Below are 20,591 nucleotides of genomic sequence, written 5' to 3'. Positions count from 1 at the left end.
CGCCTTTACAACCACCGGCCCTGAACGGTCTGGCGATAGACTTGGCGCAGCCAGTTATCGCCCACAGCCTCAAGCGTGAGGCCCTGCCCCGTCAGCATTTTATAGCTGTCTTCGTACCATTCAGTGCCTTGGAAATTATGCCCCAAAATCGCACCGGCCGTCCGCGCCTCATCCACCAGACCAAGCGAAAGATACGCCTCAACCAAGCGATGCAGCGCTTCGGGCGTATGGGTGGTGGTCTGGAAATCCTCGATCACAACGCGGAACCGGTTGATGGAGGCCGCGAAATTGTCACGACGCAGGTAATACCGCCCAATTTCCATTTCCTTGGACGCCAAATGATCGAAGGCCAGATCGAACTTGAGGATCGACGACCGGGCATATTCACTGTCCGGATACCGTTCGATCACCTGCCGCAAGGACTGCAGGGCCTGAAAGGTCAGGCCTTGGTCGCGACCGACCTCGTCAATCTGGTCATAATAGCTGAGCGCCAGAAGATACTGCGCATATGCGGCTTCTTCGTCTGTCGGATAGAAGTCAATGAAACGCTGTGCCGCCGAGCGGCTGTTTTCGTAGTCTTCATCCTGATGGTAAGAATAAGCCTGCATGATCAGGGCGCGCTTGGCCCATTCGGAATAGGGGTAAAGCCGCTCAACCTCGCCGAAAACCTCGGCGGCCAAACCGGCATTGCCGCGCTCCAGATCATATTCCGCGCGTTCAAAGATTTGCTGAGCGCTGAAATTCTCGAATTCAACGTCGCCACGTTCGACCCGGCCATTGTCACTGCACCCTGCAAGGGCGAGGCCCAAAATGATTGCACCGACCAGCTTTGCCCGGGACTTGCCGATAGTCATGCTCGAACTCACCTATCTTGCGTCTTTGCAGGGAATTTCCGCTGCTTCTGGAATGGTCCTAGCACATAAATTTCCGGTGCAAAACGTCTTTGGCGGTTTTCTTCTACCGCTCAGGCGACTTCGGGAACCTCATCCCAGTGCACATCGGCGCCCGGCAGGCGTGCCGCCATTTGGTCATCGCATTCCACGATCTCGTAACATTCAGGCTGCGCGAACACGGCACGCAAAAGATCATTGGTCAGGGCATGTCCGGCGCGAAGCCCATGATAATGGCCCAGAATCGGCAGACCGGCCAATGCCAAATCACCCACCGCATCCAGCATCTTGTGGCGCACAGCCTCATCCGCGTGGCGCAGGCCACCCGGGCTGAGAACCTGTTCGCCATCGACCACCACGGCGTTTTCCAAGGTGCCCCCAAGAGCCAGCCCATTGGCGCGCATCATGTCGACATCGGCCTTGCGACAGAACGTGCGACTGGTGCTGAGTTCGCGCACAAAGCTGCCGTTCGACATGTTCAACGATTTCTTTTGCGTTCCAATCGCGGCGTCTTCGAATTCGATCGCGAATTCGATCAACAGCGTATCATGCGGTGTCAGCCGGGCACGCGCCGAGCCGCGGGTCACTTCGACCGGGTGCAGGATTCGCAACGCACGCAACGGCGCATCCGTACGGCGCACACCACGCGACAGAATACCACGCACGAACATCGCCGAACTGCCATCAAGAATAGGAACCTCGGGGCCGTCGATTTCGATCGTTGCGTTATGAATGCCACAGCCGATCAGCGCGGCCATGATATGCTCGACCGTCGAGACCGACACGCCATGCGCGTTTTCAAGGCGGGTACATAGAGGCGACTGGTTCACATTATCCCACAACGCCGGAATATCCGCCTGTGCGGGCGCCAGGTCGCTGCGCCGAAAAACGATGCCCTGCCCCGGCTCGGCGGGCAGAATCGTAGCACACGCAGGATGGCCGGAATGAAGCCCGACCCCTTGGAACGCGACAGATGATTGAACCGTTGTTTGCAAGATGACCCTCTGCTGCACCGGTAAGGCGCTTTGGTTGGTTACCAAGGGTTTAATTCGGCCAAGCGCCAGCCTCAACTCAATCTTTGCAACGGCTTGAAACATAGGGCAGAGGATGGTGGCGGATTTCCGCGCACGATGCGAGAGCCAACACCAAACCACTGACCTAAAAGAAAAAGACCGCCCTTAAGGCGGCCTTTTCTTACGTCTTCACCACGCGGATTAGTTGGCCTGACGGCGCAAAAATGCCGGAATTTCGATTTGTTCGTCTTCCGTGCTCTCTTGCGGTTCCGGCGCAGACTGCCGAGGTTGCTGAGCTTGCATGGTGGGCTGCTGGCGCGCCGGACGCGGGGCTTCGGCCTCTGCGCCATGGCCCGTCATCCGGTTGATCAGTGAATTGATCCCAAAGCGCGGACGCTGTTCGGAACCCGCTGCATCCTCGTGGGGCTGGTCATTCTCAACGGCCTGCGGACGCGGTTGGCCCTGCTGCGCCGGTGTGTTGGTCACGGCATGTTGCAGCCGGGCCAAAGCCTCGGGCGACGGGGTGCCGGGGGCCGGAGCGCGCGGCGCGACAAAGCCATCAAGGTCTTCCTCGTATTCGTCTTCTGCGCGGTGCCCGTTTGGATCGAAGGCCTCTTGGCGCGGCTGATACGCCGGGGTGTAATCATCATCGGCCTGCGGCGCGACAAAACGGTCTGGCGCAGGCTCAAAGATGTCTTCCATCTGGTCTTCCGCCGCGGCGCGTTGCGCATCCAGATCGTTGGTCTGGAACAGGCTTGGCTCATTCTCGGTGCGGGCAGCAACGTCATCCTGCGCCGGCACATCCTCGGCCACGTCCCCGGCAGGCTTCAGCGGTTCCGCCAGCGAGCGGCGCGGCACCGGGATATCATGTTCGGCCACACTGGCGTCGATGCCGGTGGCCACGACGCTGACGCGCATCATGCCTTCCATGCCTGTGTCCAGCGTGCTGCCGACGATAATATTTGCGTCCGGGTCCACCTCTTCGCGGATGCGGTTTGCGGCCTCATCCAGTTCAAACAGGGTCAGATCATGGCCGCCGGTGATGTTGATCAGCACGCCGCGCGCGCCTTTCAGGCTGATTTCATCCAGCAGCGGGTTGGCGATGGCCTTTTCGGCGGCCTGGATCGCGCGATCTTCGCCGCTGTCCTCGCCGGTGCCCATCATGGCCTTGCCCATCTCGTCCATAACGGCGCGCACATCGGCAAAATCAAGGTTGATCAGGCCGGGGCGCACCATCAGGTCTGTCACACCTTTGACGCCCTGATACAGAACGTCGTCCGCCATCGAGAACGCATCCGTGAACGTCGTTTTCTCGTTGGCCAGACGGAACAGGTTCTGGTTGGGAATGATGATCAGCGTATCGACCATTTTCTGAAGGGCTTCAACGCCATCTTCAGCCTGACGCATCCGCTTGGCGCCTTCGAACTGGAACGGCTTGGTCACGACACCAACGGTCAAGACCCCCAATTCCCGCGCCGCATGGGCGATGATCGGGGCCGCACCGGTGCCGGTGCCACCGCCCATCCCGGCGGTGATAAAGCACATATGCGCGCCAGCCAGATGATCGACGATCTGTTCGATGTTTTCTTCGGCCGCCGCCGCACCGACCGCGGCTTTTGCGCCTGCGCCCAGCCCTTCGGTCACTTTGACACCCAGTTGCACCCGGTGTTCCGCTTGGCTTTGCTGCAGCGCCTGCGCGTCGGTGTTTGCCACGACAAAATCAACACCATCAAGTTGCTTCTCGATCATGTTGTTGACCGCGTTGCCGCCCGCGCCGCCGACACCGAAAACGGTGATCCGGGGCTTCAGCTCGTGGTCTTGTCCGGGCATCGTGAGGTTCAATGTCATAGCTCTGTCCGCCTGCTGTTGCGCCTGTCGTTACAGGCCGTTTTTCTGCCTAATAGGCTATATTATTACTGATCGTTAAGGGTTACGTCACCCAAAAAACACTGTTTCGGCACAAAATATGGCCATTTTTTTACCCCAATTCGCGGGATTTCGCCGATAACGGCAGATTTTGGGGCCATGATTGACGCGCCCCATAGGCCGCGGCCCTACCAATTGTCCCGAAACCACTTGACCGCCCGCTTCAGCGACCGTGCCGGATACCGGTCTTGGGGAATCTCGAAATCCCACCATTCATCTTGCGGATTGGCCGCGAACAGGCACATGCCCACCGCGCTGGAAAAGCCGGGGCCGGTGGCCGCCTGCGGCAAACCGTGCACCCGCAAGGGCCGCCCAAGCCGCACCTGATGGCCCAAAATCTTGCTGGCCAGCCCATCAAGGCCGGGAATTTGGCTGCCGCCGCCGGTCAGCACGATTTGCTGGCTCGGCAGATGATCAAAGCCTGCTGCATCCAGTCGCGCGCGCACCTCTTCCAATATCTCTTCGACCCTCGGGCGCATGATACCGATCAGTTCTGCCCGGCTGACGGTGCGGCGGTCGTGTTCCCAATCGCCGGTTTCGCCGCCGATCTCAATCATCTCGCGGTCGTCCATACCGGTCGCCACGACCCCGCCGTAAAATGTCTTGATGCGTTCGGCGGTGGCCTTGGGCACTTGCAGCCCCATCGAGATATCGCTGGTCACGTGGTCGCCGCCCATCCGCACGCTATCGGCATAGATCATGTGCTTCTTGATGAAAATCGAAACACCCGCCGTGCCGCCGCCAAGGTCAATGCAGGCGGCCCCAAGTTCCTGTTCGTCTTCGACCAGTGCCGAAATGCCCGCCACATAGGCCGAACTGGCCAGACCAGCCAACTCTAGGTCGCAACGCTTGATGCAATAGGCAAGGTTCTGGATGGTGGCACCGTCCACCGTCAGCATATGCATGTCGGTGGACAAAGCCTGCCCCATCTGGCCACGCGGATCGGCCAGCCCGGTGCGATGATCCAACGCGAAATTCACCGGCTGCGCATGCAGCACCTCGCGGCCCTCGCCGTAATCGGGCACGTCGCAGGCGCTTAGAACGCGGCTGATGTCCTGTTCGCTGACAGTATGGCCTTCCAGTTCCACCTGCCCGGCCAAGCCATAGCTGCGCGGCTCGGCCCCGGAAAAACACGCGATCACGTGATCGACCCGAATATTGGCCATTTTCTGCGCCGCTTGAACGGCTGTGCGTATGGCGCGCTCGGTCTCGGCCATGGCGCTGACCTCGCCGAAACGCACCCCGCGCGACCGTGTCGTCGCCGCCCCGATCACCCGGAACCCGGCCTGACCGGCCATGGCGCCCACGCCATCGCCCTCCGCCAGACGCCCGGTGCCATCAAACCGCAGGACCAGACAGGCGATCTTGGATGTGCCCACATCCAGAACCGCAACCACCCCGCGTTGCATCGCGGCCTTGCGCATGTTGCGCATGGCTCGTTGGGATTCATAGAGCTCGATCATTGTGTCATTCCGCCTCTACGGTCATTTTTGTTACCTGCCACCATTCTTCGACGGCGTTTTCACTCATTCTCAGGGTTGGCCGCTCGGCCAGCCGCATATCAATCGCAACGACATCACGCGCCAAGGCCTCTTGCACCTCCTCCAGCACGATCACCCGCTCCAGTGCCTGCACCGGGTACGCCTCGGGCAGCAGGATGCGTTGCCCGCGGTCCAGCACCACATCCCAGCGGCGCTCGCCCATGCGCACCAAGCCGCGCAAGCGATCCTCCAAAGGCACGGCCGCCTGCAGAATGTCTAAAGCCTCGGGCACAGCGCGATCAGCCCCCTGCCCGACAATCAACGGCAGATCGGCACGCGCGGCGCGGCTGTCCAACTCATCCACAACGACGCCTTCGGCATCAACCACACCCAACCCGTCGTGATGTCGCCAGATGGCGGCGGGCTGACGCTCGGTGATCTTGGCCAGCAACACGCCCCCCTGACGAATGCGCAGGCTGGCCTCGGCCACGGCGGGCAGGCCCCGGATCATCTCTTGCACATGCGCCAGATCCAGATCGAACGAACTGGCCGGAAGGTCATAGGGAAAGATTTCGCGGATATCTTCCTCGATCCCGGTGCTCGCGCCCTCGACCGCCAAGAGCGACACCATGAATTCGGGTCGCGTGACAACTTGTTCCCGCAGATCGGTCAGCTTGAGGGTCAACGCCTCGCGGCGGCTCTCATCCGCCAAATAGGCCGTCACCACACCCAAGGTCAGGCAAAACGGCACGCCAACCCGCAGGGCAAGCCGAAACACCGGGGTCAGCATCAAGCGCTGAAACCGGTAGGACCAGCGCGACGGCGCCGGATCGGGGCGCGTTACCTGTTGCATGAGGCGTCCTCTACCATCCAGCGGCACAAATCGGGGAAGGACACGCCCACCGCCTGCGCCTGTTCGGGGCTCAGCGAGGTCGGGGTCATCCCCGGCTGTGTGTTGGTTTCCAGAATGATCAGACCATCCAGCCCACGCGCCTCGTCCCAGCGAAAATCGGTGCGGCTCAGACCCCGGCACCCCAGAATGCGATGCGCGCGCAGGGCATAATCCATGCAGGCGTCAAAAATCTCGGTCGGCACATCGGCGGGCACCACGTGGCGCGAACCGCCTTCGGAATACTTGGCATCGTAGTCATACCAGCCATCGGTCAGGATATCGGTCACCGTCAGCGCCCGGTCGCCCATCACGCTTGCGGTCAGCTCCCGGCCCGGCGCAAAGGCCTCGACCATCACCATGTCGGGCATGTCATCCGACAGCGCAGGCGGAGCATCGGCGGCATCATGCACCAGATACACGCCCACCGACGATCCTTCGTTGTTGGGTTTGACCACATAAGGCGGCGCGATCACATGCCGCGCGCGCACCTCGTCACGCGGGGCCAGAACGCTGTCGACCACCGGCAATCCGGCGGAGCGAAACACATCCTTGGTTTTTTGCTTGTCCATCGCCAGTGCCGAGGACAGAACGCCGGAGTGCGTGTAGGGGATCTGCATCCATTCCAGCAGGCCTTGCACACAGCCATCTTCACCCCAGCGGCCATGCAGGGCGTTAAAGACAACATCAGGTGCGACATCTGACAGTCGTGCGGCCAGATCATGGCCTGCGTCAACTTCAGTTACTGTGTAACCGGCTTCCCGCAATGCGGCGGCGCATTCACGACCTGTCGAGAGGGACACCTCGCGCTCAGCCGAAGGTCCGCCCATGATCACCGCCACATTCGGGGATTTTCTGCTCGAAAGTCCCAATATGTGCCTCAAAGTCCCGGGTCGTTTTGTCGACCCATTTTTTTATTCTGTCGCCTGCCTGGGCGCTACGGGGCCGGTTCTCCGACCCTCATGATTTCCCAATGTAACTCTATTCCACTGTTTTGGAAAACCCTTTTTCGCACCTCTTCGCCCAAGGATTCCAAATCATGCGCCGTTGCATCGCCGGTATTGATCAAGAAGTTCGAATGCTTCTCGCTCATTTGTGCGCCACCGACACGCGCGCCGCGCATGCCCGCGTCGTCAATCACCTTCCACGCCTTCAGATCATGCACATCGTCGGCCCGGCCCGTGCTGGAAAATCCAGCGGGGTTACGAAAGGTGCTGCCGGCGCTGCGGTCCTTGGTCGGTTGCGTGGCGTCGCGCTTGGCCAGTTGTTCGTCCATGCGGGCCTGTAAGACCTGCGCATCGCCCTCGGGCGGGGCAAAGGTGGCTTCGACAATCACCCACCCCTCGGGCAGGTCGGTTTGCCGATACTGAAACTTCAGGTCTTGCGCGGTCAGCGTCACAACCTTTCCGGCGCGAGTGACAGCCTTGGCCTCAACGAAATGATCCACCGTATAGGTGCCATAACAGCCCGCGTTCATCCGCACCGCACCACCGATCGCGCCGGGAATTGTGCGCAGAAATGTCAGGTCCAGCCCGGCTTCGGCGGCCTTGCGCGCCACATGCGCATCCAGCGCCGCCGCGCCAGCGCGCACCCGGCCGCCCTCAATCTCGATCTGGTTAAAGCCCCGGCCCAGTCGGATCACCACCGCGCGCAGCCCCCCGTCGCGCACGATCAGGTTGCTGCCCACCCCCATCGGAAACACCGCAACACTTGGGTCAAGCGCGGCCAGAAACGCCGACAGGTCGGCCACATCGGCGGGCTGAAACAGCCAATCCGCAGGCCCGCCCACGCGCAGCCACGTTAAATCAGACAACGCGCGATGTTCGCTTAACTTGCCGCGCACCTCAGGCATCTGCATCTTTTGTCCTCGCATCCCGGCGCAGCCAGCGCCCCAGATAGATGACCGGCCAGCGCAGCAGGCTCATCCCTGCAAACAAGACGAAAAAGCCGATCCATGGGCCGTTCTGATAGGTGACATAACCCAGAATGGGAACCCCCACGACAATCAACGCATAAGCCCGCCGCCAATGATTGTCACGGCTGGGGATCATCGCCAGAAGGTTGGCGCTGATGGCCCAAAGACAGGCCAAGATCAATGACAGGCTCATGTGCTCACTCCAAAACTGATGGCCAATGCCCCCAAGGCGGCGATCAGGCCCAGAACCGGCACCATCATCGGCACGCGAAACGGGGCTTCGGGCTGCGTTCGCTTCATCGCGATCAGCGCCGCGTTCACCAAAACGAACACCGACAGCAAAATAGCCGAGGTTGCCTCGGCCAGATCGGCCACCGGTAACAAAATCGCCATCACGATCACTGCCGCGCCGATCAGCGAAGTGGCCAAAACCGGCGTGCCAAACCGTGGGTGGGCATGGTGAAACACCGCCAGCATCGGATGCCGACGCCCGACACCGAACATCACCCGGCTGGCCATGACGATCTGCGCCAGAATGCCGTTCAGTGCCGCCGCCACCGCGATCAGCGACAAAAACGCGGCATCGCCGCCCCGCGCCGTGGACCAGACCAGCGCCAGCGGTTGCTCGGACCCGCTCAGCTGATCCAGCGGCACCGCACGCACCGCGGCCCAGCTGACCAGCGCATAAAGCAAGCTGGTGATCACCAGCGCATACAGAATGGCGCGCGGTAATGTGTGCATCGGCTCGCGCACCTCTTCGGCCATGTTCACGATATCCTCGAACCCGATAAATGCGAAAAACGCCAGCACAGCCGCCGAGGCCACACCGGGCCAGACAATCGCGGCAGGTGCGGTGTAGTCGGCCACCGGCTCGGCCCCTGCTCCGGCCCAGACCACCAGCGCAAGGCCAATCACCTCAATCGCGGTGAACAGCGCCGCCAACGTCAGGCTTTCCAACACCCCGGCGATGGCCACGCCAACAAGACCAAGGCCCAAAACCGTGGCCGTGGCGGCAAAGGGCAAATCGACCACTGTTAACAAATAGCCGGTTCCGCCGCGCAGCACCGCCGCCGCCGAAACCGTGCCCGCCGCGACAATCGCCAACCCGACGATCAGGCCAAGCCACGCGCGCCCAAGCCCCTTTTCCACGAACACCGCCTCGCCAGCGGCTTCGGGCAGGCGAGTGGTGAATTCGGCATAACTAAGGGCAGTCGGGGCGGCAATCAGGCCCGCAATGATGAAAGACAGCGGTGCCCAGACCCCGGCCTCGGCAGCTACCGCGCCCACCAGCACGTAAATGCCCGCCCCCACCATGACGCCCACGCCATAGGCGGTCAGCAGGCCCAACCCGATCCGGCGTTTGAGATGGTCACTCATCGCACGCCCTTTCCGTTTTCGTTAAACCAGAATGCCGCGGCATTCTGGCCCCCCGGGTGGCCGCTAAGCGCGGTTCAAACGCTCTGGCAATCCATTGGCCCATGCGCTGATCGTGCCAGCCCCAAGGCAGACCACCATATCGCCGGGCCGCGCCTGTTCGCGCACCAGACGCTCCAGATCATCCTCGTCGCGGATCGCGCGGGCGTGGCGATGGCCGTGGCGGATCAGCCCGGCGACCAGATCATCGCGGCTGGCCCCTTCAATCGGGTCTTCACCGGCGCCGTAAACCTCGGCGATGGCCACGACATCGGCCTCGTTGAAGCACGAACAGAAATCATCAAAATGATGGTGCAGACGGGTATATCTGTGCGGCTGATGCACGGCGATCACGCGCCCCTCGCAGGCTTGCCGCGCAGCGCGCAGAACGGCGGCAATCTCGGTCGGGTGGTGGCCGTAATCGTCAATAATGGTCACGCCATTCACCTCGCCCACGCGAGTAAAGCGGCGGTTGACCCCACCAAAGGCGGCCAGCGCTTCGCGGATCTCGGGATCGCTCATGCCCAGATGCCGGGCCACGGCCACGGCACTTAGGGCGTTGCTGACATTGTGATCGCCGGGCATCGGCAAAGTGCAGCCTTCGATGGTCTTGTCCTCGGGCTGCACCCGGATATCGAAATGCGCTATGCCCTTTTCGTAGGTCAGGTTGATCGCGCGGATATCGGCCTGCGCGTTGAAGCCATAGGTGGTCACGCGCCGGTCGGTCAGCTTGCCGACCAGAACCTGCACATCCGGATCATCGGTGCAGCACACCGCCAGACCGTAAAACGGAATATTGCTGACGAAATCGTAAAACCCGCGATGCAGGTTTTCCTCGGTGCCCCAATGCTCCATATGCTCGGGGTCGATATTGGTGACGATGGCGATGGTCGCGGGCAGACGGTTGAACGTGCCGTCGCTTTCATCGGCCTCCACCACCATCCATTCGCCCTGCCCCACGCGGGCATTACTGCCATAGGCGTGGATGATCCCGCCATTGATCACGGTCGGGTCGAACTTGCCATAATCCAGCAGCGCCGCCACCATGGTCGTTGTGGTCGTCTTGCCATGGGTTCCGGCTACGGCCACGTTGGATTTCAGGCGCATCAGCTCGGCCAGCATCTCGGCGCGGCGCACCACGGGCAGGCCACGGCGGCGTGCCTCGTCCAGTTCGGGGTTGCCCGGCTTGATCGCCGAGGAGATCACCACCACCTCTGCGGCGTCCAGATTGTCCGCCGCCTGACCTTCGAACACCTGCGCGCCCATCGACTCCAACCGCTCGGTAATGGGTGAACGTTTCAGGTCACTGCCTTGCACCACATAGCCGTGATCCAACAATACCTCGGCAATGCCCGACATGCCGATGCCGCCAATGCCGACGAAGTGAATGGGGCCCACGTCTCCGGGCAGTTTCGTCGCGGCGTTCATAACGGTGGCTCCTTGATATGCGGTATCTTTCATTTCCCGGCCTCCTGCGTGGCACGACCGGCCAGCGCCTCGACCATATCCGCCAGATGTTGGGGGGCATCGGGGACCGCCACGCTTAACGCGGCCCGCGCCATCTGCGCGGCCCCGTCCGGCGCGGTCAGGACGCTGACGATCTGCTGTGTCAAAGTCTCGGCGTCAAGTTTGGATTCGGGGATGACAATCGCCGCGCCTGCCTGCGACAACCCTTTGGAATTGGCCGTCTGGTGATCTTCCGCCGCCGCCGCATAGGGGATCAGGATCGACGGACGCCCGATCACGCTGATATCGGCCACGCTGCTGGCGCCGGCGCGGCTGATGACCAGTTGCGCCTCGCTCATCCGGCGCGGCACATCGCGGAAAAAACTGGCCACATCGGCGTCGATCCCGTGATCGGCGTAAAAGGCGGCCACACGCTCGCCATCCTCGGCGCGCGCCTGATGACTGACGCGCACATGGCGGCGCAGTTCGTCGGGCAAATTGCCAATCGCGGTTGGCACGATATCGCTGAGGATGCGTGCACCTTGGCTACCCCCGATCACCAGAACCGACATCGGATAATCACCGGGCGGAATATAACCCGCGCCGGCCCGCTCGATCACCGCGGCCCGCACCGGATTGCCGACATGCACGCCATCCACACCATCGGGCAAGGTGGTGGGCCAAGTGCCACAGGCCACCTTGTCGACCTTTTTTGAAAACAACCGGTTCACCCGGCCCAGCACGCCATTTTGCTCATGAACCATGCGCGGCAGCCGCAACAGCCACGCCGCACCTAGCGCCGGGATCGTCGGATAACCGCCAAAGCCCACCACAACGTCGGGCCGCTCGCGCAGCATCCGCACCGTCGCGCCCAGAATGCCGCCAAGAATGTGAAACGGTGCCAGCAGCTTGTTGAGCAGCCCGCCGCGCGCAAAGGTGGCACTGGCCACTTGTTCAATCTCGACCGAATGGGGAAAGCCGCTGACATAGCGCGCGCCGCGCGCATCCGTGCTAAGCCGCACCTTCCAGCCCCGGCGCAGCATGACCTCGGCCAGCGCTTGCGCGGGAAACATGTGCCCGCCCGTGCCACCGGCGGCAATCACCAGCAATGGCGCTTGTTCGGTCATCGGCTCCGCCCTCGCAGAATATCGCCGATCTCGCCCTGCGGACGCGATCGGGTAAAGGCAAACAGCATGCCCACAGCGATGCCCCCGGCAATTAGCGAGGATCCGCCGTAGCTGACAAACGGCAAGGTCATGCCCTTGGCGGGCAATAGCCGCACCGCGACACCCATGTTGATCATGGCCTGCACGCCGAACATGGCCACCAAACCCGTGCCCGCCAGACGAATGAACGGGTCACGCTCGCGCATCAGGCGCACCAGTGAGCGGACGACCACGCTGGCATACAGCGCGATGATGACCAGAACGAGGATCAGCCCGTATTCTTCAGCCGCCACGGCGATGATGAAATCGGTATGCGCATCCGGCAAGCTCCACTTGACCTCGCCCTCGCCCACGCCAACACCAAAAAAACCGCCCTCGCGGATGGCATTGGTGGCAAAGCCAAGCTGCGTTGTCGGGTCCACATCGGGGCTAAGGAACCCATCAATCCGGCGCGCAAAATGTTCCGAGTTGGAATAGGCGACACTGCCGACCAACACCACGCACAAGGCCATGCCAACCAACAGCACCAGCGGCGCACCGGCCACGAAATACATCACGCCCCAGCCAAACAGCACCAGACAGGCCTGACCGAAATCAGGCTGCATCGCCAAAAACGCCACGATTACAAGGGTCAAGGCAAAGGACCAACTGCGCCCCGGCGGGCCGTTGATGTCCTGACTGGCGGCCAGCATCCATGCCGCCACAACCACGAAACCGGGCTTGAGAAACTCGGACGGCTGCACACTGGCAAAGCCCAGCGAATACCACCGCACCGCGCCCTTGCCGAAATCAGTGCCCAAAAACGGCAGCAGCATCAGCGCAGCCAAGGCCGCCAAAAAGCCCAGCACCGCCAAACGGCGCACCAGTTGCGGGCTCATCATCGAGGTCAGCAGCATCGCGCTGAGCGCCAAGGCGCCGAAAATCGCCTGCCGTTCGACATAATGAAACGGCGCAAACCCGTTCTTTTCCGCCAAGGGAGGCGACGCGGCCAGCCCTAGCAAAATACCGATCCCAAACAGGATCAGAACACAGGACATCGACCATTTGTCGATGGTCTGCCACCATTTAGGAAGAACAGGCTCTGACTCCCGAACCGGGATCGAGCCATAGACCATTTCTGTCATCTGAACCGCCGAATACTGCCTCTGGAACTGCCCCTTTGCGGGGTCTATCGGGGCAGTTTAGCAGGAGATTGGCCTTTAGGGAAGCGGTCATGCGTGCATGAACTGCCTGCAGAACACGCCAAAGGCGCCGGAAACCGATTGACCCGGCCTGCCCCATGCGCCAAATCCTCGGCCATGCAATTCAACACGCTGATCCTTGGCGCCGGGGCCGCCGGAATGATGTGCGCCGCCCATGCCGGGCCGGGGGCTTTGGTGATCGACCACGCCAAGGCGCCGGGCGAAAAAATCCGCATTTCAGGCGGCGGACGCTGCAATTTCACCAACATGTATGCCGGGCCCGAAAATTTTCTGTCGGGCAATCCGCATTTCTGCAAATCCGCCCTGTCGCGTTACACCCAATGGGATTTCATTGATCTGGTGGCGCAGCATGGGATCGCCTATCACGAAAAGACCCTTGGGCAGTTGTTCTGCGATGGCAAATCCACCCAGATCGTCCAGATGCTGCGGGATGAAATGGCGCGCGCGCGCGCCGAGCTTTGGCTGCAAACCACGCTTGCCGATCTGTCTCATGACGAAAGCCACTTTACCGCCACACTAATGCGCGACGGGCAGCGCGTGGATATCACCGCGCGCCATCTGGTGGTGGCGACGGGGGGTAAATCCATCCCCAAGATGGGCGCGACCGGGCTGGCCTATGACATCGCCAAGCAGTTCGGCCATAGCGTAACGGAAACCCGCCCCGCGCTTGTCCCGCTGACCTTTTCAGATCAACCGTTTGCTTCCCTTTCAGGCTTGTCCGTACCGGCGCGCGCGTCGACCCCAAAGGCCAGCTTTGACGAGGCGGTGCTGTTCACGCATCGTGGGCTGTCCGGGCCTGCAATCCTGCAAATCTCGTCTTTCTGGCGCGACGGGCAAGACATCACGATCGACCTTGACCCAAGGGGCGCGCTGCTGGCGGCACTGCGCGCGCAGCGGCAACAGGCCGGGCGGCGCAATCTGTCCACCGAACTGGGCCACCATCTGCCCGCGCGTCTGGTCGATTACCTTGCGCCGACGCTGCGGACATCGGGCAACCTTGCAGATCAATCCGACGCCGCGTTGACCACCCTGACCGACAATTTGCGGCACTGGACGCTTCGGCCCACCGGCTCTGAGGGCTACCGCACCGCAGAAGTCACCCTTGGGGGCATCGACACCGATGGCCTGTCATCGCGCAGCATGATGTCGCAAACCGTGCCCAACCTGTACTTTATCGGCGAGGCCGTGGACGTTACCGGTTGGCTGGGTGGCTACAACTTCCAATGGGCGTGGTCCTCGGGATGGGCCGCCGGTCAGGCGATTGCGGCCACCCGATCTGTTACCGCTTGATGCAGTAGGTCGCCCCACCATAGATAACGGGCGCATTGCGCGGGCAGTTTCCTCGCAGCGCCTCGCGGGGTTTTGCCCCGACCTGCCCTTGTAAGCGGCCCAGTTTCTTATCAGCACAATCGTTGATCCATGCGGCATCGGCATTGCTGACCCCGCCGCGTGGCAATATTTTCAGAACCGAGTTTCCGGCCAGCGGATATTCCTGCCACACCGCCTGAAAAATGGCGCGACCACCGCGCCCCAGATCGTACTTGCAATCAAGAATCGCGGCACGCTGTTCATTCGCGGTGTGATACCCGGCCCGATCCGCCCCAAGCTCAAGCGCCCAAGCCGGTGATGTCATCGCAAAAACCGCGAACAGGGCAACTTTGGCTTTGGTTGTTACATGTCCCATTAAAAGTGCTTTCTGGCTGTAATATCCACCAGAGATTGATGTCACTTTCTGTCGGCCAGGTCAACGCGGCGCCGAGTGTTCGGTTTACAGGCCATCCTGGCGTATGTCGTACGAAACCCTCACAAGCGGGATTTGACATGCCGGATAAAATCCTCGCCGCGTTTTTCGAAATTGTCGTATTGGTCGAAACTGGCAGCCGCCGGGGCCAGCAACACGGTCTCTCCGGGGGTTGCATCGGCCATCGCTTGCGCGACGGCGTGCTCCATCGTGGTGCAAACCTCGGCCTCAAGCCCCTCAAGTTGAAGGGAGAATTCGGCCGCCTCCCGGCCTATGACATAGGCCTTGGCGACATGCGCAAACCCCGGCGCAAGCGCCGACAGCCCGCCCTCTTTCGCCAGACCACCGCAAATCCAGCGGATGTTTTCAAAGGCCAAAAGGGCTTTCAGCGCCGAATCCACATTCGTCGCCTTGCTGTCATTCACAAAAGACACCCCATCTTTTTCACCGATCAACTGGCTGCGATGCGGCAACCCTGCAAACGAGTGAAACGCCCGCTCGATCACTTTCGGCGCAAGCCCCAAGGTGCGGCAGGCCGCATAGGCCGCGCAGGCGTTTTGGTGGTTGTGCGCGCCGGGCAAGCCCTTGATTTTGCGCAGATCAATTGACCCGGCCTGTTTGCCTTTGCGGTATTCGCTCAGAAACCCTTTGCGCGCAAAAACCAACCACCCCGGCCCCAACAGCTTGCGATTGGCCGAGACACGAATGACCCGATCATCACCACGCCCTTCGGCCAGTTGCCCGGCCAGAAACAGGCCTTCGGCCTCATCCACACCAATCACGGCACGGTCTGGCCCGCCTTCGGCGAACAAACGCCTTTTGGCCGCGAAATAGCCGCCCAAACCGCCGTGACGGTCCAAGTGATCCGGGGTCAGATTGGTGAACACTGCAACATCCGGTGTCAACGCGCGGGCCAATTCGGTCTGGTAACTGCTCAGCTCCAGCACCACCACGCCGCCATCCCCCGGCGGGTCAATGTCCAGCACCCCGCGCCCAATGTTTCCCGCCAGTTGAACGTCTCGGCCGACCTCCTGCAGCACATGCGCGATCAAGGCCGATGTTGTTGATTTGCCGTTGCTTCCCGTGACGGCAATCACCTTGGGCGGTTGGTCATAATCGGCCCATTCCGCGCTTGCGAATGAGCGGAAAAACAACCCGATATCGTTGTCCACAGGGACACCCGCATGCAGGGCATTGGCGACAATCTTATTGGGCTGCGGATACAGATGCGGAATGCCGGGGCTGACGATCAGGGCTGCGATATCGTCGAAAGCAGCTTCGCCCGTCAGATCTTGGACCTCAAACCCTTCGCTCAGCGCGACATCGCGCGCAGCGGAGTTGTCATCCCATGCCAGAACCTGCGCGCCGCCTGCCCGCAACGCCCGCGCCGCCGACAGGCCCGACCGGCCCAATCCCAAAACGGCTATGCATTGCCCGGCAACGCCCTGCACCTCGATCATGCCGATCCCCCTACCGCACTTTCAGTGTTGCCAGCCCGATCATCGCAAGGATCAGGGCAATGATCCAAAACCGGATCACGATCTGCGGCTCGGCCCAGCCCTTTTTCTCATAGTGATGGTGAATCGGCGCCATCAGGAACACGCGCTTCCCGGTGCGTTTAAAATAGAACACCTGAATGATCACGCTCAGCGCCTCGACCACGAACAGCCCGCCGACAATGCCCAGAACGATCTCGTGCTTGGTGGCCACGGCAATCGCGCCCAAGGCCCCGCCCAGGGCCAGCGACCCGGTATCGCCCATGAATACGGCCGCAGGCGGCGCGTTGTACCACAAAAAGCCCAGACCGCCGCCAAACAGGCCCGCAACGAAAATCAGGATCTCGCCGGTGCCGGGAACGTAATGCACGTCCAGATAATCGGTAAAGTCGACCCGCCCGACCGCATAGGCGATCACACCCAGCGTGGCCGAGGCGATCATCACCGGCATGATCGCCAGCCCGTCCAGACCATCGGTCAGGTTCACCGCATTGGCCGCGCCGACAATGACGAACATCGCGAACGGGACAAAAAACCAGCCCATATTGATCAGCGTGTCTTTGAACACCGGCAGGGCCAGTTGGAATTGCAAGGCCTCGGGGTGATACATTGCCGCCCAGTAAGACGCGATCCCGGCGATCAGAAAGCCAAGCCCAAGGCGCACCCGCCCCGGCACGCCTGAGACATTTTGCTTGCTGACCTTGGCGTAATCATCGGCAAACCCGATCAGGCCAAAGGACACGGTGACAAACAACACCAACCAGACAAAGGGATTGTCCAGCCGCGCCCATAACAGGGTCGCGGTCAGCAACGCCCCCACAATCAACAGCCCGCCCATCGTGGGGGTGCCGGATTTGGCAAGGTGGCTTTCGGGGCCATCACTGCGGATCGGCTGGCCCTTGCCCTGACGCTTGCGCAAGACGTTGATCAGCGGCGGACCGAACAGAAAACCGAACAGCAGCGCCGTCATAAAGGCGCCGCCCGCGCGGAATGTGATGTAGCGGAAGAGGTTGAAGAAATCCCCGCCATCCGACAACGCGGTCAACCAATAAAGCATTCAACTGTCCTTTGTTTTCCGGCCCTTGGGCCGCGCTGCACGTCGCAAGGCATCGACCACAAGGCTGACTTTGCTGCCCTTGGAGCCTTTGACCAGCACGACATCGCCTGCATCTATCACACGCGTCACCCGGTCCGCCAGTTCCTGCGCCGTGTCGCACCATTTCCCGCGCTTATGTTCGGGCAACGCGTCCCACATGGCGTGCATACGCGGGCCAACGCAATGAATCAGGTCAAGATCGTGGACAAAAGGCAGATCGGCCAGCGCCCGGTGCATTTCGGCCTCGTCCTCGCCCAGTTCCAGCATATCGCCCAGAATGGCAATGCGCCGCCCCTTGGAAATACGTCCAACCCCATCCCGCGGAGCGGCGGCGGCAAGCACCTCAAGCGCAGCCGCCATCGAGGTGGGGTTGGCATTGAATGCGTCGTCGATCAGATCGAGCGTCAGGTCGGTATCACTGGAGTCCAATAGCAAGGTTTCGCGCGTGCCGCGCCCCGCTGGCGGCTGCCACCGGGCCAGATCATGCGCCGCCAGATCACGGTCAGCCCCAAGCGCGACGCTGGCGGCCAGAACCGCAAGGCCGTTCATGGCGAAATGACGCCCCGCCGACATGATCTTGAACAGAATGTTATCTCCGCCCGCCTGCGCACGCACGATGGTGCAGGCATCCGACAGCGTGACATCGCTCAGCACGTAATCGCCGTTCCGGCCAAAGGTGACAATCGCGGCGCCCACAGCGCGCGCCTTGGCCAGCAAAATGGGCGTTGTGTCCAGATCGGCATTCAAAACGGCCGTGCCGCCCGGCACCAGCCCCTCAAGAATCGCGGCTTTTTCGTGGGCTATGCCGTCGATGTTGTCGAATGCCTCAAGATGGGCGGCGGCCACGGTCGTGACCATCGCGACATGCGGCTGTGCCATGCGCGAGAGCGGCGCGATTTCGCCGGGATGGTTCATGCCGATCTCGATCACGGCAAACTGCGTGTCAGCGGGCATCCGCGCCAATGTCAGCGGCACGCCCCAATGGTTGTTATAGCTGGCCTCGGCGGCATGGGTGCGGCCTTGTGCAGACAGCACATCGCGCAGCATTTCCTTGGTCGAGGTTTTCCCGACCGAGCCGGTCACCGCCACCACACGCGCCTGCGTCCGCGCCCGCGCAGCGCGGCCCATATCCTCAAGCGCGGCCTGCACGTCATCGACGATCAACAGCGGTGCGCTGTCGTCCAACCCTTCGGGAATGTGGCTGACCAGCGCAGCGGCGGCCCCTTTTTCAAGGGCCTGCGCAACAAACGTGTGCCCATCCCGCGCCGCCTTGAGCGCCACAAACAGATCCCCCGGCTGCAGGCTGCGCGTATCAATTGACACGCCGTTTGCCTGCCACTCACAGGTGCTGCGGCCGGCAGTGGCTTGCGCGGCCTCGGCTGCGGTCCACAGCGTCATGCAAGGCCACCATCAAGTGCCAACACCGCGACACTGGCCTGTTCACGATCATCAAAGGGAAACACGGCGTCACCGACAATCTGGCCGGTCTCATGCCCCTTGCCACAGATCAGCAGGGCATCACCGGGGCCAAGCAAATCGACCGCGCGCAAGATCGCCTCGGCGCGGTCGCCAACATCTGTCGCTTTGTCAGACAACCCGGCTGCCGCGATTCCTTGCATCACCGCCGCCCGAATGTCTACCGGGTCTTCTGATCGCGGGTTATCATCGGTCACGACCACCAGATCAGCGGTTTCAGCCGCGGCCCGGCCCATCAGGGGCCGCTTGGCCGTATCGCGATCGCCACCGGCGCCGATGATGGCAATCAGCCGCCCCATGACATGCGGGCGCAAGGCCGTGATCGCCGTCGAGATCGCGTCGGGGGTATGCGCATAATCCACGAACACCGCCGCGCCGTTGCGTCGGGTGGCGGCCAGTTGCATCCGCCCGCGCACGGTTTTCATATGTGGCAGGGTTTCGAACACACGTTCGGGATCGGACCCAGAGGCAATGCACAGCCCCGCCGCCAAAGCCACGTTTTCGGCCTGAAACCCACCGATCAAGGGCATCCGCGCCTGATGCACACGGCCTTGCCAGTCAAACCGCAACTCTTGTCCCGTGGGTTCGAACCGCTGCGCCAACAAATGCAGATCGGCCCCTTCGGTGCGCCCCACCGTGATCAGATCCTGACCCCGGGCGCTGGCAATTTCGGCCATGGCCTGACCCTTGGGATCGTCGATATTCAGAACCGCCACACCGTCTTCGGGCAGAACACGGGCGAACAACGCGGCCTTGGCCGCGAAATAGGCATCGAACGTGGCGTGATAATCCAGATGATCCTGCGTGAAATTGGTAAAGCCCGCCGCCTGCAACCGGATACCGTCAAGGCGGCGCTGATCCAGCCCGTGCGATGACGCCTCCATCGCAGCATGGGTCACACCCTCGGCCTCGGCCTGCGCTAGAACCCGGTGCAAGGTGATCGGATCGGGGGTTGTGTGGGCCAAAGGCGCCTCGAACGCGCCTTCAACGCCGGTGGTTCCAAGGTTGACGGCGTCAAAGCCCATCTCGGACCAGATTTGCCGACAAAAGCTAGCCACCGAGGTTTTGCCATTGGTGCCGGTCACGCCCACCATCACGTCGGGCTGAGCGCCAAACCATAAGGCCGCGCAGAACGCCAAGGTCTGACGCGGATCTTCGGCCACGATCAGCGCCGCGTCATGCGCGGCCAAATCCGCAGCCGCCAGCTTGGCACCTTTGGCGTCGGTCAAAATGGCCGCAGCCCCCATGCGCAGCGCATATTGGATAAATTCGCCCCCATGCACCCGCGATCCGGGCAGGGCGGCAAACAGGTATCCGTCGCGCACCTCGCGGCTGTCTATGGCCAAGCCGGTGATGTCCGCACGCCGGCCGCTTTGTGCGGTCAGGCCAAGCTCTGTCAGTGATTTTGTCTGCCCCGCCACGATATGCCCCTGCGCGCTGT

General features: G+C 61.9%; 18 protein-coding genes. 1 reads left to right on the top strand and 17 read right to left on the bottom strand.

Annotated elements, in window-relative coordinates:
* Window positions 1-5: 5 nt before the first annotated feature.
* The 12 genes from HAT86_RS00205 to ftsW form a co-directional block, all read right to left on the bottom strand.
* The gene (locus HAT86_RS00205; protein ID WP_167192580.1) at window positions 6-854 is read right to left on the bottom strand and encodes an outer membrane protein assembly factor BamD; all 849 of its coding nucleotides are present in this window, start codon (window positions 852-854) and stop codon (window positions 6-8) included.
* A 110-nt stretch (window positions 855-964) separates the two neighbouring features.
* The gene (lpxC, locus tag HAT86_RS00200; protein WP_167192579.1) at window positions 965-1,885 is read right to left on the bottom strand and encodes a UDP-3-O-acyl-N-acetylglucosamine deacetylase; all 921 of its coding nucleotides are present in this window, start codon (window positions 1,883-1,885) and stop codon (window positions 965-967) included.
* 219 nt (window positions 1,886-2,104) lie between these two features.
* Window positions 2,105-3,751, bottom strand: a complete 1,647-nt coding sequence (ftsZ, locus tag HAT86_RS00195; protein ID WP_167192578.1) for a cell division protein FtsZ — start codon at window positions 3,749-3,751, stop codon at window positions 2,105-2,107.
* A 206-nt stretch (window positions 3,752-3,957) separates the two neighbouring features.
* Window positions 3,958-5,292: a cell division protein FtsA gene (gene ftsA / locus HAT86_RS00190; protein WP_167192577.1), complete on the bottom strand. Its 1,335-nt coding sequence runs from the start codon at window positions 5,290-5,292 to the stop codon at window positions 3,958-3,960.
* Between the two features lie 4 nt (window positions 5,293-5,296).
* A complete protein-coding gene (locus HAT86_RS00185; RefSeq protein ID WP_167192576.1) occupies window positions 5,297-6,163 on the bottom strand; it encodes a cell division protein FtsQ/DivIB in 867 nt (288 codons plus the stop codon).
* Window positions 6,151-7,029: a D-alanine--D-alanine ligase gene (locus tag HAT86_RS00180; RefSeq protein WP_231125765.1), complete on the bottom strand. Its 879-nt coding sequence runs from the start codon at window positions 7,027-7,029 to the stop codon at window positions 6,151-6,153. Before HAT86_RS00180 ends, HAT86_RS00185 begins: the two co-directional genes overlap by 13 nt.
* Window positions 7,030-7,136: 107 nt before the next feature.
* Window positions 7,137-8,057 carry a UDP-N-acetylmuramate dehydrogenase gene (gene murB, locus HAT86_RS00175; RefSeq protein WP_167192575.1) on the bottom strand — a complete coding sequence of 307 codons (921 nt, stop codon included), beginning with the start codon at window positions 8,055-8,057 and terminating at the stop codon, window positions 7,137-7,139.
* Entirely contained in the window at window positions 8,044-8,307 is a 264-nt protein-coding gene (locus HAT86_RS00170) for a DUF2484 family protein (RefSeq protein WP_167192574.1), read from the bottom strand. The genes murB and HAT86_RS00170 overlap by 14 nt, the downstream gene beginning before the upstream one ends.
* Entirely contained in the window at window positions 8,304-9,491 is a 1,188-nt protein-coding gene (locus HAT86_RS00165) for an APC family permease (RefSeq protein WP_167192573.1), read from the bottom strand. The genes HAT86_RS00170 and HAT86_RS00165 overlap by 4 nt, the downstream gene beginning before the upstream one ends.
* A gap of 63 nt (window positions 9,492-9,554) precedes the next feature.
* Entirely contained in the window at window positions 9,555-10,955 is a 1,401-nt protein-coding gene (gene murC / locus HAT86_RS00160) for a UDP-N-acetylmuramate--L-alanine ligase (RefSeq protein ID WP_167192771.1), read from the bottom strand.
* Window positions 10,956-10,984: 29 nt separating this feature from the next.
* Window positions 10,985-12,100 carry a UDP-N-acetylglucosamine--N-acetylmuramyl-(pentapeptide) pyrophosphoryl-undecaprenol N-acetylglucosamine transferase gene (locus HAT86_RS00155; RefSeq protein ID WP_167192572.1) on the bottom strand — a complete coding sequence of 372 codons (1,116 nt, stop codon included), beginning with the start codon at window positions 12,098-12,100 and terminating at the stop codon, window positions 10,985-10,987.
* Window positions 12,097-13,263, bottom strand: a complete 1,167-nt coding sequence (gene ftsW / locus HAT86_RS00150; protein WP_167192571.1) for a putative lipid II flippase FtsW — start codon at window positions 13,261-13,263, stop codon at window positions 12,097-12,099. The genes HAT86_RS00155 and ftsW overlap by 4 nt, the downstream gene beginning before the upstream one ends.
* A 174-nt stretch (window positions 13,264-13,437) precedes the next feature.
* On the opposite strand from ftsW, the gene HAT86_RS00145 reads away from it, so the two are divergent.
* Window positions 13,438-14,631, top strand: a complete 1,194-nt coding sequence (locus tag HAT86_RS00145; RefSeq protein WP_167192570.1) for a BaiN/RdsA family NAD(P)/FAD-dependent oxidoreductase — start codon at window positions 13,438-13,440, stop codon at window positions 14,629-14,631.
* On the opposite strand, the gene HAT86_RS00140 is transcribed toward HAT86_RS00145, so the two are convergent.
* The 5 genes from HAT86_RS00140 to HAT86_RS00120 all read right to left on the bottom strand — a co-directional run bounded on the left by HAT86_RS00140 (window position 14,621) and on the right by HAT86_RS00120 (window position 20,574).
* Entirely contained in the window at window positions 14,621-15,025 is a 405-nt protein-coding gene (locus HAT86_RS00140) for a hypothetical protein (protein WP_167192569.1), read from the bottom strand. The two genes, HAT86_RS00145 and HAT86_RS00140, sit on opposite strands and share 11 nt — an antisense overlap.
* Before the next feature lie 119 nt (window positions 15,026-15,144).
* Window positions 15,145-16,542 carry a UDP-N-acetylmuramoyl-L-alanine--D-glutamate ligase gene (murD, locus tag HAT86_RS00135; protein ID WP_167192568.1) on the bottom strand — a complete coding sequence of 466 codons (1,398 nt, stop codon included), beginning with the start codon at window positions 16,540-16,542 and terminating at the stop codon, window positions 15,145-15,147.
* Between the two features lie 10 nt (window positions 16,543-16,552).
* Window positions 16,553-17,635, bottom strand: coding sequence for a phospho-N-acetylmuramoyl-pentapeptide-transferase (mraY, locus tag HAT86_RS00130; RefSeq protein ID WP_167192567.1), 1,083 nt, complete (start codon window positions 17,633-17,635; stop codon window positions 16,553-16,555).
* Complete coding sequence (locus HAT86_RS00125) at window positions 17,636-19,072, bottom strand: UDP-N-acetylmuramoyl-tripeptide--D-alanyl-D-alanine ligase (RefSeq protein ID WP_167192566.1); 1,437 nt, start codon at window positions 19,070-19,072, stop codon at window positions 17,636-17,638.
* Window positions 19,069-20,574: a UDP-N-acetylmuramoyl-L-alanyl-D-glutamate--2,6-diaminopimelate ligase gene (locus tag HAT86_RS00120; RefSeq protein WP_408014977.1), complete on the bottom strand. Its 1,506-nt coding sequence runs from the start codon at window positions 20,572-20,574 to the stop codon at window positions 19,069-19,071. The genes HAT86_RS00125 and HAT86_RS00120 overlap by 4 nt, the downstream gene beginning before the upstream one ends.
* Between the last annotated feature and the right edge of the window lie 17 nt (window positions 20,575-20,591).

The sequence above is a fragment of the Roseovarius gahaiensis genome, assembly GCF_011601345.1.
Classification (GTDB): Bacteria; Pseudomonadota; Alphaproteobacteria; order Rhodobacterales; family Rhodobacteraceae; genus Roseovarius; species Roseovarius gahaiensis.
This window is presented reverse-complemented; position numbering and strand designations above follow the sequence as displayed.

What these genes read in the sequence shown, in the direction of transcription:
- murB (WP_167192575.1), bottom strand. Translation starts at nt 8,057, where the DNA reads ATGCAGATGCCTGAGGTGCGCGGCAAGTTAAGCGAACATCGCGCGTTG.
- ftsZ (WP_167192578.1), bottom strand. Translation starts at nt 3,751, where the DNA reads ATGACATTGAACCTCACGATGCCCGGACAAGACCACGAGCTGAAGCCC.
- murC (WP_167192771.1), bottom strand. Translation starts at nt 10,955, where the DNA reads ATGAACGCCGCGACGAAACTGCCCGGAGACGTGGGCCCCATTCACTTC.
- HAT86_RS00145 (WP_167192570.1), top strand. Translation starts at nt 13,438, where the DNA reads ATGCAATTCAACACGCTGATCCTTGGCGCCGGGGCCGCCGGAATGATG.
- HAT86_RS00180 (WP_231125765.1), bottom strand. Translation starts at nt 7,029, where the DNA reads ATGGGCGGACCTTCGGCTGAGCGCGAGGTGTCCCTCTCGACAGGTCGT.
- ftsA (WP_167192577.1), bottom strand. Translation starts at nt 5,292, where the DNA reads ATGATCGAGCTCTATGAATCCCAACGAGCCATGCGCAACATGCGCAAG.
- HAT86_RS00140 (WP_167192569.1), bottom strand. Translation starts at nt 15,025, where the DNA reads ATGGGACATGTAACAACCAAAGCCAAAGTTGCCCTGTTCGCGGTTTTT.
- HAT86_RS00155 (WP_167192572.1), bottom strand. Translation starts at nt 12,100, where the DNA reads ATGACCGAACAAGCGCCATTGCTGGTGATTGCCGCCGGTGGCACGGGC.
- HAT86_RS00205 (WP_167192580.1), bottom strand. Translation starts at nt 854, where the DNA reads ATGACTATCGGCAAGTCCCGGGCAAAGCTGGTCGGTGCAATCATTTTG.
- mraY (WP_167192567.1), bottom strand. Translation starts at nt 17,635, where the DNA reads ATGCTTTATTGGTTGACCGCGTTGTCGGATGGCGGGGATTTCTTCAAC.
- HAT86_RS00185 (WP_167192576.1), bottom strand. Translation starts at nt 6,163, where the DNA reads ATGCAACAGGTAACGCGCCCCGATCCGGCGCCGTCGCGCTGGTCCTAC.
- HAT86_RS00165 (WP_167192573.1), bottom strand. Translation starts at nt 9,491, where the DNA reads ATGAGTGACCATCTCAAACGCCGGATCGGGTTGGGCCTGCTGACCGCC.
- murD (WP_167192568.1), bottom strand. Translation starts at nt 16,542, where the DNA reads ATGATCGAGGTGCAGGGCGTTGCCGGGCAATGCATAGCCGTTTTGGGA.
- ftsW (WP_167192571.1), bottom strand. Translation starts at nt 13,263, where the DNA reads ATGACAGAAATGGTCTATGGCTCGATCCCGGTTCGGGAGTCAGAGCCT.
- HAT86_RS00170 (WP_167192574.1), bottom strand. Translation starts at nt 8,307, where the DNA reads ATGAGCCTGTCATTGATCTTGGCCTGTCTTTGGGCCATCAGCGCCAAC.
- HAT86_RS00125 (WP_167192566.1), bottom strand. Translation starts at nt 19,072, where the DNA reads ATGACGCTGTGGACCGCAGCCGAGGCCGCGCAAGCCACTGCCGGCCGC.